Genomic DNA, 12,083 nt, shown 5'->3' with positions numbered 1-12,083 from the left:
GGCTACTGTTTTGCGATCCTGTACATTTTCGGACATCCCAATATATTGCAAGTATTGTTCTTCTGTATAATATCTTCGATTGGTTGGTGTTCGATGAGCTTTTAGAATTCCTTTATTATCCCAACGTTGGAGAGTTAGTACTGTAACCCCCAATTTTTCAGCCATATCTTTTGGCTTTAATATTTTAGACATAATACTCGCCCCATATTCTTCTTTCTGCGAGTATTATATAGCATTTGATTATAATTTACTATATTTCATTTAACTATTATCTACTCCTTGCTTCTTAAAAGAAACGGTCATTAATCGTTTTTAAAACCGTTTGAATTACCTTTTCTTTGGGCTGGGTGGCATCAATCTTAACGATCCGTTGGGGATGTCGGGTTGCCAGTTGGTCGAAAGCCTGGTGGACCGCTTCATGGAAAGTTAGCGTTTCTTTATCCAGGCGATTAACCTGATCGGCCCGAAACTTAGCAATCCGTTCAATTCCCACTTGGACCGGTAGATCAAGATAGATCGTTAGTTGCGGTAAGCATCCATCGATCGCATACTGGTTTAAATCCCAGATCTGGTCGACTCCAAGATGCCGGCCCGCCCCTTGGTAGGCCACTGAACTATCAACGTACCGGTCAGCCAGGATCAGCTTCCCCGCTGCTAAAAATGGTTTTAGCTTTTGAACCACTAATTGCCGCCGAGCGGCCGCGAAGAGTAAAGCTTCCGTTCGGGGATCCATGTTCGTATTTTGATCATCAAAGAGGACATCGCGGATTTGTTCTGAAATCCGAGTTCCTCCTGGCTCGCGCGTTTCTAAGACTTGGTCAACCCCGAGCTTTTGCTTAAAGTAATCCGCCACCGCCGTCATAACCGTCGTCTTGCCAGCACCATCTGGGCCTTCAAACGAAATAAAAATTCCTTTCTCTGCCATGCTGATCACCTAATTTTGAATTACGCCATCGTTCAATTGCCCATGCAAATGACGTTGCCGAGCTTTATCATATAAATACAGGTACTTTTGTTCTTGGAGTTTGGTACGCTCAACTAACTCCGTATCAACTTGACTTTCATAAACCGCCCGGGCTGTTTCCTTGGCATGGTCCCAGCTGGCTTTGGTAGCGTAAATCAATTGTAGGAGGTCTTGATCGGTCTCCTGCTTAATATGGTGATGACGTGTAAACAAAGCCATTCTTACATCTCCGTTCTACCTTGAACTGCCTTAAAGAGGGTAACTTCATCAGTATAATCAATATCTGAACCGGCTGAAAGTCCGTGGGCCAGCCGCGTAACCTTAATCTTGGCCGGCTTAATCAACTTGGCTAAATATTGGGCGGTAGTTTCCCCATCTAATGAAGCATTTGTAGCCACAATCACTTCATTGACCTCAGTGTGCTGCTTTAACCGTTCAATCAAGGATGGAATATTAATATCCATCGGCCCCGTCCCGGCGCTTGGTGAGATCGTTCCATGAAGGACGTGATACAAACCATGGTATTCGTTCATTCGTTCCATCGCCATGATATCGCGGGAGCGTTCAACTACCAGGATCGTCGTTTGATCTCGGGAAGCATCCTTACAAATTGGGCAAGGATCATCTTCGGTAATATTGCCACACACTGAACAATAATGAAGATCCCGCTTGACGGCCTCCAAAGATTGCGCAAATTCTTTAACGTCATCATCTTCCATCCCCAGGGTAAAGAAGGCCAAACGGGTTGCCGTTTTTTCACCAATTCCGGGGAGTTTCATGTAAGAAGCAATCAGCTTCGCAATTGGTTCTGGATACTGCATTAGAGACCTAAGCCCTTCGTGTACTTACCGAGCTTGGCTTGGGTTGCTTGGTCCACCTTTGCCAAGCCATCGTTAACGGCAGCGACAATCAAGTCACTTAACATATCTGGATCATCAGGATCAATCGCTTCCGGCTTAATTTGTAAGTCAGTCAATTTCTTGTCCCCACTAAAAGTAGCCTTGACCATGTCATCGGGGGCCACCCCCGTGAATGATTGCGCCGCAATTTCAGCTTGTTCTTCCATCATTTTCTTTTGCATCTTTTGGGCTTGCTTCATCATTTGTTGCATGTTCATTCCGCGCATCATATTTTTTACCATCCTTTATTTATTAATTGTCTTCAACTCTAACCCCATCAGTCCCGAAAAGGCGGTGAGCCTGGGCAACAATGGGATCAGCCGGCGTTTTTGGCTTTTCAGCCGGGGCCGCCGCTGCCTTCTTATCATAATATCCCCGTGAGGTTAAGAAATCCTGCCGAATCTTGGGCCATCGCTCACTCGGCACAAAGGCGACGGTCCGGTGCGTCCCGCTAACTTGTTCCAGCGCCTTTCCCAGACTTTCAGCGAGACTACCACCGGCAGCTTGCTCTAGCAGAAAGGCGTTTTCATAAGCGACGACCACTCCGGATGGACTTGCCGCCACTGGCTTTGCCATCCGAATTAAGGAACTTTGAGCTGAATCAAGTAAGCTTAAAGCGTCTCCCCATAAGTCACGGAGGTTAGTAAGATCCCCCTTTGTGGCATGATCAAGGACTTGGTAAACCTGTTCCAAGTTCAAGCGGAAATGACTTTGTGGAGTCGTTTTTGGCTGGACCACTGGCTGTTGCCGCCTCATTGCTGGCACAGTTGAGCGTTTCAGTAAATCTTGTATTTGCTTTTGCAAAGTCACAACTTCTTGTTGTAGTTGGTTGACAACTTGGTTATCAACCTTGGCATTCGCTTGAGTTGGTGCTTTTTGTTGACTCAACCGGACCGTTAAGACTTCCAAATAGACATCTGGGTGGGTCGTAAACCGCATTTCTTCTTGAATATCATTTAAGGTATCGATCATTGAATACAAGGTTTGGGCATCTGCCACCTTGATCAATTCATCAAAGTCTTCGGTAGTTAACCCGGTAGCTTCGACATGCAGGAGCTCCGGCGACTCTTGGTATAAGAGCACATCCCGGATAAAGGAAATCAGGTCTTCGATAAAGCGTTGGCCATCTTTTCCTTGGTCTAATATTTCTCCCATTGTCGTAAGCGCCTGCGCACTCTTACCAGCTGCTACTTGTAAAAAGTACTTTTTTAACAGCTGTTTAGTAACGCTCCCAGTAACTAAGAGGGCATCTTTTAATTCCACCTGATTATCGCTAAAGGAGAGCACTTGATCTAGGATACTTAGTGCATCCCGCATCCCCCCTTCGGCCGCATTAGCAATGACCCAGAGGGCTTTTTCATCATATTGCAATTGCTTTTGATCGAGGATAAACTTCATCCGGTTAAAAGCATCTTGGGGGCTAATTCGCCGAAAATCAAAGCGTTGGACCCGGGAAATAATCGTTAGTGGAATCTTATGTGGTTCCGTCGTTGCCAGAATAAAAATCACGTTGGCCGGGGGTTCTTCCAAGGTCTTTAACAAGGCATTAAAAGCCCCCGTCGAAAGCATATGCACTTCATCAATAATATAAACCTTGTAGTCCGCCTGGGTTGGTGCATACTTAGCCTTATCGCGAATGTCTCGAATTTCTTCAACTCCGTTATTAGAAGCCGCGTCAATTTCAATGACATCGTTTAGTTGACCATTAGTAATAGCCTGACAAGTTTCGCATTCATTACAAGGTTCACCATTAACTTGATGATGGCAGTTAACAGCTTTAGCAAAAATCTTAGCCGCCGACGTTTTCCCAGTTCCGCGGGGGCCGGCAAAGAGGTAGGCGTGACTAATTTGATTAGTGATAATGGCATTTTTTAAAGTCGTAACCACTAGCTCTTGCCCAACAACGTCACTAAACCGTTGGGGGCGCCATACCCGGTACAAAGCCTGATAGCTCATTTTACATTTTTTCCTCCTTGCTGCAAAGATTACTCTATCCATTATACAAGCTTTTATAGGTAGTAGGAAACGAAAAAATCCGGAAAGCAACCCGCGGGTCCCTTTCCGGATTGACGATTTACATTTCAAACGCTAACGAAATGTTCATCACACAATTTAGTTAATTTCAATCAAACCATACCGGCCGTCCTTACGACGGTAAACAATGCTAGTACCGTTGGTTTCAGAATCTTCAAAGACAAAGAAATCATGGCCCAACATATCCATTTGAAGCACAGCTTCTTCTGAGTCCATTGGTTTCAAAGAGATTTGCTTCGTCCGCACAATCTTTAAGGAATCAGTAGGCGAAGTTGGTTCTTCTTCTTGAGTTGCGACGAATTCAAGTCCCTTGAAGCCCTTTTCACGAGCTTTACGATTTACCTTCGTCTTGTACTTCCGGATTTGCCGTTCAAGTTTATCGGTCACCAAGTCAATGCTTGCATACATATCGTTGGAAGTTTCTTCTGCCCGAAGAGTTAAGTATGGAAGTGGAATCGTTACTTCCACCTTAAATTGCTTGTTAGTGTACACCTTCAAGTTGACGTGGGCAGTCGCTTCAACGTTATCCTCAAAGTATTTTTCTAACTTACTGATCCGTTTTACAACATAGTCACGGATCGCATCAGTTAAGTCAACGTTTTCTCCGCGAATATTAAATTGTAGCATTGTACCTCTCTCCTTTCAGCACAAGCAACTAGGCTTGTTAATATCAAGAAAGCCCTTTCCTTGATATCTTACCTATATTATAGAGGAATAAATTAAAATATACAATGCTTATCGGAATCGTTTTCTTTTTCTTAGGAAATTCGTTTCAAAGCGTAAAAATTAGCAAATTTTTCAATTTTTATCGATTTTTGGTTCATTTTAATTATTTAATCTTGCCGCGGCTAAAACTAAGCCTTTAATGTCTTGACATCCAGCTGCGTGCAAGGCCTCAATTGCGTGATGAAAGGTTCGCCCGGTAGTGTAAATATCATCAATCAAGACCATTGGACCTTGCGGCAGCGAAATCCCTTTTGTAATTTCAAAGGGCTGCTTGGTGGCTAACCGTTCGGCCCGCGTCTTGGTTGACTGAGCTTGTTTGGTTTTCGCTTTCACTGACAGTAATGGCGTAAGCTTTAAATCTAGCAGCCCCGCGACTTGGTTAAAGCCCCGGGTGAGCATCGTCATCTGGCTCACCGGGACCGGCACAAAATAATCACCTAACTGCTTTGCCCGTTGCGTAAGTTGCGTCCGAAAAACCTGCCGTAAGCGATAATCACCGTGAAATTTATAACGTTGCATAAAGTCATGCATCGCCGAATTATATTGATAACAGGTAGTAACTTCGATCATTGGGGTCCCTTGTTGTTGCCAACGTTGGCAGTCCGTACACAATTTACCACGCGGACTAGTTCGCCCACAACCGACACAATGAGGACTCTGCCAAGTTTGAAAACTCGCTCGGCAGGTTTGACAAACCAGTGGTACTTGAATGTCGCCTAACAGCAGGAGGGCCTTAAAACTTGGTTGCCAATTTAAGCGGCGATTACATAGTAAACAGTTTTTCATTGCAAGCAGCGCCCCTTTCGATTTACTAATTTAATTTGGTGGATTGCTTGAGTAACATTTTTCGCATAAGCACCAATAAAGAAAGTTATGTTTCCAGTTGGTCGTTGGGGTGACCGCCCAACCCGTCCTGCAATTTGCACCAAAGCTGCTGGTGAAAAGATCGGATCATCAGCCCCCAACACTAATAAATCAATTGCCGGGAAGGTTACTCCCCGCTCTAAGATCGTGGTGGTAATCAGAAAATCCAATTCGTGGTGTCGCATCTGCATTACCTTAGCGGCCCGGTCCGGATCGGCAGCATGAACCGTAGTAAAACGAATATTTTTAAACCGTTGCCGCAAAATTGCTGCCACCCCCGATAGATCCGCTATGTGAGGGACAAAGAAGAGAAATTCTCGTTTTTCATTCAGTCGCCGCTTGATCCAGGTAATTAGGCTCGTTGGCAAGTTCCCCTTAGTAACCCGTTTCCGCCAATTACCAACTATGACTGGGTGGATTTCCGGTAAAAGATGGCGATGATAACGGAGTGGTAGGTAGCTAATCGATAGTTCTTTTTTTCGAACCCGTTGGAGCAAGCGTTGATCTGGAGTGGCCGTCATTAACAAAAGCCCCCCCTTTGGCTTAATAGCTTGCTGAGTTGCAAATAATAACTCTGGGTTCATCGCATACGGAAAAGCATCAACTTCGTCCACAACTAAAAGATCAAAGGCGTGGTAAAAACGTAACAACTGGTGAGTGGTACAAATCGTTAATTGCCGATAAGTATATGGTTCTTCCATACCACCGTACAATAAGGCAATTTCAACATTAAAATCTCGTTTAAATCGGGGATAAAGTTCTCGGCAAACATCGATCCGTGGCGAAGCAATCGCCACCCGTTCTTTTTTCGCTAACGCTTGGGCAATCGCGGGATAGGTCATTTCCGTCTTGCCCGCCCCAGTTACTGCCCACAATAAGTGATGAGCATGAGCCGCCATTTTCGCCTTCACCGTTTCAGCCGCTTTAACTTGGAGTGGTGATAACTCCCCCTGCCACTTCAAAATGGTTACTGGCGGGTTAAATTGATTTGGTTCAGCAACATGGTAAAATTTACATAATGTTGAAACCCGGCCAAGATTAATGCAAGCCGGACAATAATACTGTTGGTTTGGTAAGGCCACTTGATCCTTGACAAATTGATGATTACAACGACAGCAGCGGATCATTCCGCCCTTAATTTCCATGGTTGGTAGGACCGAAACCGCAGTTAAATCTTTGGCAACCTGGATAATGGGAACTAATTCTCGTCGTCCATACAAAAGTTCCTTTTCCATTTTTTCACCCCCCTACTTTATATATACGTAAAAAAATTGAAATTACATTTTTTAAGGAGCAAAAAAATGTCAGAAAATTTTCCCTATCTCACCATTAAAACGGGAACAACCCATGAAGTGGTAATTAAAAAATCCCGTTTTATCTGTTCATTAACCCGGATTAAAAGTGAAGCCGAAGCGCAAGCTTTTATCGCCGAAACTAGCAAAGCCAACCGGAAGGCTAACCACAATTGTTTTGCCTACTTGCTGGGTGACCAAGACCAGATTCAACGCGAAAGTGACAATGGGGAGCCGAGCGGCACGGCCGGGGTTCCCATCTTAGAAGCCTTAAAAATGGAACATCTCCACGATGTCTGTGCCGTTGTTACCCGGTACTTTGGCGGAATTAAGCTTGGTGCTGGTGGATTAATCCGGGCTTATAGCAACACCACCACTGGAGCAATCCATCAAGCCGGGATCATCAAACGGATCCAACAAGTAACCCTCGACATCACTACTCCTTACTCGCTTTATGACCAAGTCAACTACTACCTCAATCAAGAAACGCTAGCTCAAGCTACTCCAGACTATGGTACTGACGTTATCATTCATGTTTACGTCGATGAAGCCGATGCTGAGCATTACATCACTGAACTCACCAACCGCTTTAATAACCAACTCACAATCCATAAAGGTGAGCTGAGTTTTCATGAGGTTGAAGTTAATTAAAAATAATTTAGGCCACTAATTTAAAGGTTAAAACATCAACCTTCAAATTAGTGGCCTATTTTCTCAACTTTAGTTTGTTTTCCGTAAAGTCACCAAACCTGTTCCGAGAATGATGACACTGCTGATGATAAGTAGCAAATAACCGTGAAGGGTCCCAATTTGGGTTCCAAGTTGGCTTGAATGATTAAGTTGGGCTTGAGCAACGATCATCGCAATTAAGGAAGTTCCCATTGATCCAGCAAATTGCTGGAGGGTATTTAAGATCGCATTCCCTTGGGCCTGGCTTTGGTGGTCTAAACCACTTAAGGAAGTCGTCATGATGCACCCCATCGACATCCCCATTCCGGCCATATAAAAAATGTAGACCAATCCGATAGCCCAACTAGTTTTAACTGCTCCCAGGCTTAGTAAGCCAACCAAAGATAGCAACATTAAACTTTCGCCACTTACAATCGGCAAAAACGGTCCCTTGCGATCTAACAAACGGCCACCGATTGGAGCGGCTAAAGCGCCGCCTAAACCAGCGGGCAAAACGATTACTCCAGCTAAAAAGGCAGATTGATGATTTGCTAACTGGATATAATTGGGCAACAAGAAGGCTAAACCAAGCGAACACATCTGAGTTAAAAAGAACATCAAAATTAAGCAACTAAAGCGCCGATGCTTAAATAAGCGCAGATCCAAAAGCGGCCGTTCGATTCGGAAGGTATGACTAAACAAACCCATTAAACCTAAACATCCCAGAAGTAACATTCCCCCAACTTGCCAGCTTAAAAAGGCATTATTCGTTAAATTGACAAAACCAGTGACAAAACCAACAAACAGTAAAATGATCAGTAATAAGCTCCCCCAATCTAACTGGGTTTGTTCAAGCGCACTTGATTGTTGGATACCCCAAATTCCTAAGCCGAGAGAAACGACTAGGACCGGAACTAAACTAAAGAAAACGGCTCGCCAACCAAGCTGGGTCACAACAATTCCTCCAAAAGTTGGCCCTAAAGCCGGTCCAATTCCCGGGATTAAGTTACCGATTCCCATCATTAAGCCAAGGCGTTCCTTGGGGACTTGTTCCAAAATAATGTTAAACATTAACGGGAGGGCAATCCCGGTCCCTAGTCCTTGCACTATCCGGCCAACGAGTAACATTGAGAAATTTATGGCTAACCCATCGATAAAAATACCACTTGAAAAGAGTAAATTAGCAACTACAAATAAGCGCTTCATCGGATAGGACTGTTTTAAATACGCTGACGTCGGAACAATAATGGCAATTACTAATAAGTAAGCCGAAGTCATCCACTGAACCTGGTCGGTAGGTACGTTAAAGTCCCGCATTAAAGTCGGAAAGGCGATATTCATTGACGTCTCGACAATAATCCCACTAAACGTTAATAACCCCGTAGCCACAATGGCTGCAATCACTCGAGGAGCTACTTGAATTGTCTTACTCATTGTCATCTTCCTTCACTATTTACATTAATGACCGTTTAACCACCGTTAATTTTTCAGAATTAAGTTTAACACTAAGTTTACTTTCCATTTGATAAAGATAACCTTTAATTATTAGGAAAAATTTCCCAGTTTCAGCTGTCAAATAGACAACCTTCCGCCACTGATCAAATTTTGACTCACAAACACTGGTTCAATTTTGGCGTTGTTAACCGTTGAATATGAAATTCCCGTTCGTTTGTCTTGGGACTTGCTAACTGCTTGGGCTAGTCAGCTAAGTAATTGATCCAAACCCATTCCGCACTCATTTTAGCTAGCTGACTAGCTAATTTTTAAGTAAAAAAACGCGAAAAGCTAAGCATGGAGGAAGTATTTCTAACACCCCAATTTAACTTTTCGCGTTTTTTTATATCAAGGCCTCGCCAAATCTTAGAAAGATTAGGATTAAACAAAGGGCTAGTAAAGTATAAGTAACCGAGCGAACCCGGTGATCTTTAGCTTGCCACTGTTTCCAATTTAAGATTAAGTAGGCACTAATCACACAGCCACTTCCGAGAATTCCCAGAATCCCCGAATGAAACCATTCGCTTTGAATGGAAAAAGAAGCCATCAAAATAATTCCTAACAGGGCCATAATCGCCGCAATAACTCTTCGGTTAAGCATTAACCTCTCCTTAATTTCCCGGGAAATTAAGAGGCACTGAATTTAAACCTCTTATTCGTGCAAGTGATAGTTATAAGTCGAAACAATGATGTTTTCCCGACTATTTAATAGTGTGCGCAAGCGCAATGCCGACTGGTTATGCAAAACTAATTGCCATGGGTGCTTCGGGACAAATTGTGGAACTAAAACGGTCGTTGAGTAATTCTTAGCTTCCGCTCGCTTAGCAATCACATCAACGAACCGGAGCGTTGGCGTGGCAATCGACCGATAGGAGGAGTGGATATCCACAAACCGAACATCGGGGTATTCCGCCTTAAATTCATTTGCCGTCTTGTGTTCCTTACCCGGATTTTCGTCAAAGGAAACGTGCATCGCAATTACGTAGTCCCCAATCGAACGAGCATAATTAATTGCTCCCCGGGTCACTCGGGTTACGTTACCAACTAAAACAATTACAGTTGCTCCATCATAATCGTGAAGTTGAACCTTCGTCTTTTCAGCAACTCGTAACTGTTGACCAACCTTGATGTAGTGGCTGTGAATCTTATGGAACAAGTACATCAGCACTGGCATAATGATTAAGTATGGCCAAACATTGTTAAAATGTTGCCAGAACAAGAAGATCACTAAGGCCAAGGAAATTAAGGCCCCCACCAAGTTGATCGTTGCCTTACCAAGCCAAATTCCTTCTCGTTCCCGGAACCAGTGGATAATCATCCCTGATTGTGAAAGGGTAAATGGGACAAAAACCCCAACCGCATAAAGTGGAATTAAGAGGTTCGTTTGGCCATGGAAAATAACGATTAAGATCGCTGCGCCTACGGCTAAAATGATAATTCCGTTGGAATAACCAAGCCGATCCCCTCGATCCATAAAGGCATGGGGAAGGAACTTATCCTTGGCCATGTTGTATGCCAAAATTGGAAAAGCTGAGAACCCAGTGTTAGCAGCGACCGCTAAGATCATCGCCGTTGCTAATTGCAAAAGATAAAAGCCGATTCCATGACCGCCAAAGACCGTGGCTGCAATTTGAGATAAAACCGTTGCCCGGGGATTTGGAATAATCCCAAAGTAGAAAGACATGAAGGTAATCCCAGCGAAGAAAGCCGCCAAGATTAAACTCATAATGGCTAACGTATTAGCCGCATTTTTTTCTTTTGGTTCATTAAAGTTTGGCACCGCATTACTAATTGCTTCAACCCCAGTCAAAGAAGCTGAACCAGCTGAGAAAGCCCGAATCAAAAGGACTAGTGAAATCCCAGCAACTGGTTGACCAAAGTCGGCTGTTGCATGATAAGCAACGTGCCCAGTGAAAATGTTATAAAAACCCCAAATAATCATGACTGAGATCATAACCACGAAGAAGTAAACCGGAATGGTTAAGAAATTAGCACTCTCGCTCATCCCCCGGAGGTTCAAAAACATGATCAAGAAAACAATAATGATTGAGATTGCAACTGAATACTTGTACAGGCTTGGAATGGCTGAAGTTATGGCTTCAGTTCCAGAGGTCGTGGAAACCGCCACGGTCAACATATAGTCAACTAATAGTGAGCCCCCAGCGATCAAACCACCGTTGCTCCCCCAGTTCTTAGTTGCAACCACGTAGGCACCCCCACCACTTGGGTAGGCATTAATAATTTGTCGGTACGATAAGGTAATCGCCAACAAAAGGATCAAAACAACCGCCGCAATCGGTAACGAATACCAAATTGCCGCTGCTGAAAGGGTAACTAAAACAGTCGTAATCTGTTCTGTACCGTAGGCGACCGACGATAAAGCGTCTGACGATAGTAAGGCAAGGGCCTTAAACTTAGTAAGGTGGGCTTGACCTTCATCGAGGGTCTTCAACGGTTTCCCAATCAAAACGCGTTTAAGATACCGCCACATGATTTCTCTCCTATATTAATTTAAATTTCTCTTTTCAAGATTTCAACCCCACGTTATCATCTAGTACAACGTGGGGCCATTGCTAAATTGTAACGCAATCCCTATTCAAAAGACAAGTTTTTATGGATGAAATGTCTCATTCCCGTGCGAAAATGGATAGAAATAACCAGTACCATAAAATTAAAGAGGATGGAAAAAAGCTCCTTGACGACCTGGTTGCCCATGTAAGGCTGAATTGGTTGGTGCGACCGTCAGGGAAGTAACTGCCATTCAGCTCCTGCTTTGACCGTAGTTGCTGAGTAACCTTCGGAGATGCAAAAGAGAGGTTGGGAAAAAAGCTCCTTGACGGCCTGGTTGGGATAAGAAGGACAAAGGTTGATTCATTAGAATCAGCCTTTCGTTCGCACTTATCCGCTAAGGCCGTGCTTTTTGACCTTAGTTACTGAGTAACATTCGGAGATGCAAACAACCTAAGATTAGTTCAGGATGAATTTTACCATCCTGGACTTTTTTATTACCCTAAAGATAGAGCTAAGGTCGTCCATAGCCTCAGGGACTGCGAGTCCGTATCACAAAATGACCTCCGCTATCTTTGCTTTGATATTTTGATTTTCAGGTTGTGGGACTACGAGTTCGAGTATAGGAAATGA

At 43.9% G+C, this 12,083-nt stretch carries 13 protein-coding genes; 1 reads left to right on the top strand and 12 read right to left on the bottom strand.

Annotation, left to right across the window (positions count from 1 at the left end):
- The 9 genes from H5993_RS08080 to H5993_RS08040 all read right to left on the bottom strand — a co-directional run.
- A partial coding sequence (locus tag H5993_RS08080; protein ID WP_204776965.1) for a MerR family transcriptional regulator occupies window positions 1–192 on the bottom strand: 192 nt, incomplete at its 3' end.
- A gap of 94 nt (window positions 193–286) precedes the next feature.
- Window positions 287–925 (bottom strand): dTMP kinase, encoded by a 639-nt coding sequence (tmk, locus tag H5993_RS08075; RefSeq protein WP_204776964.1) that lies wholly within the window; start codon window positions 923–925, stop codon window positions 287–289.
- A 9-nt stretch (window positions 926–934) separates the two neighbouring features.
- Window positions 935–1,183, bottom strand: coding sequence for a YaaL family protein (locus H5993_RS08070; RefSeq protein ID WP_180870468.1), 249 nt, complete (start codon window positions 1,181–1,183; stop codon window positions 935–937).
- A gap of 2 nt (window positions 1,184–1,185) precedes the next feature.
- The gene (gene recR, locus H5993_RS08065) at window positions 1,186–1,785 is read right to left on the bottom strand and encodes a recombination mediator RecR (RefSeq protein WP_204776963.1); all 600 of its coding nucleotides are present in this window, start codon (window positions 1,783–1,785) and stop codon (window positions 1,186–1,188) included.
- Window positions 1,785–2,093, bottom strand: coding sequence for a YbaB/EbfC family nucleoid-associated protein (locus H5993_RS08060; protein ID WP_204776962.1), 309 nt, complete (start codon window positions 2,091–2,093; stop codon window positions 1,785–1,787). Before H5993_RS08060 ends, recR begins: the two co-directional genes overlap by 1 nt.
- Window positions 2,094–2,115: 22 nt before the next feature.
- Window positions 2,116–3,819: a DNA polymerase III subunit gamma/tau gene (gene dnaX, locus H5993_RS08055; RefSeq protein WP_204776961.1), complete on the bottom strand. Its 1,704-nt coding sequence runs from the start codon at window positions 3,817–3,819 to the stop codon at window positions 2,116–2,118.
- Window positions 3,820–3,975: 156 nt separating this feature from the next.
- The gene (gene hpf / locus H5993_RS08050; protein WP_180870475.1) at window positions 3,976–4,524 is read right to left on the bottom strand and encodes a ribosome hibernation-promoting factor, HPF/YfiA family; all 549 of its coding nucleotides are present in this window, start codon (window positions 4,522–4,524) and stop codon (window positions 3,976–3,978) included.
- Window positions 4,525–4,722: 198 nt separating this feature from the next.
- The gene (locus H5993_RS08045; protein WP_204776960.1) at window positions 4,723–5,409 is read right to left on the bottom strand and encodes a ComF family protein; all 687 of its coding nucleotides are present in this window, start codon (window positions 5,407–5,409) and stop codon (window positions 4,723–4,725) included.
- On the bottom strand, window positions 5,406–6,722 hold the full coding sequence (locus tag H5993_RS08040) for an ATP-dependent helicase ComFA (protein WP_204776959.1): 1,317 nt from the start codon (window positions 6,720–6,722) through the stop codon (window positions 5,406–5,408). The genes H5993_RS08045 and H5993_RS08040 overlap by 4 nt, the downstream gene beginning before the upstream one ends.
- 66 nt (window positions 6,723–6,788) lie before the next feature.
- Here H5993_RS08040 and H5993_RS08035 point away from each other — a divergent pair, with 66 nt between their 5' ends.
- Entirely contained in the window at window positions 6,789–7,430 is a 642-nt protein-coding gene (locus tag H5993_RS08035; RefSeq protein WP_204776958.1) for a YigZ family protein, read from the top strand.
- A 69-nt stretch (window positions 7,431–7,499) separates the two neighbouring features.
- Here the strand turns inward: H5993_RS08035 and H5993_RS08030 are convergent, their stop codons facing one another.
- The 3 genes from H5993_RS08030 to H5993_RS08020 form a co-directional block, all read right to left on the bottom strand.
- Window positions 7,500–8,882: an MFS transporter gene (locus H5993_RS08030; RefSeq protein ID WP_239458053.1), complete on the bottom strand. Its 1,383-nt coding sequence runs from the start codon at window positions 8,880–8,882 to the stop codon at window positions 7,500–7,502.
- Between the two features lie 403 nt (window positions 8,883–9,285).
- Window positions 9,286–9,543 carry a hypothetical protein gene (locus tag H5993_RS08025; RefSeq protein WP_204776956.1) on the bottom strand — a complete coding sequence of 86 codons (258 nt, stop codon included), beginning with the start codon at window positions 9,541–9,543 and terminating at the stop codon, window positions 9,286–9,288.
- Between the two features lie 51 nt (window positions 9,544–9,594).
- The gene (locus tag H5993_RS08020; RefSeq protein ID WP_204776955.1) at window positions 9,595–11,433 is read right to left on the bottom strand and encodes an APC family permease; all 1,839 of its coding nucleotides are present in this window, start codon (window positions 11,431–11,433) and stop codon (window positions 9,595–9,597) included.
- Window positions 11,434–12,083: the final 650 nt, after the last annotated feature.

Source organism: Limosilactobacillus alvi (genome assembly GCF_016900115.1).
Lineage (GTDB): Bacteria > Bacillota > Bacilli > Lactobacillales > Lactobacillaceae > Limosilactobacillus > Limosilactobacillus alvi.
Note: the sequence above shows the minus strand (reverse complement) of the source record. Positions and strands in the feature narration are given on the sequence as shown.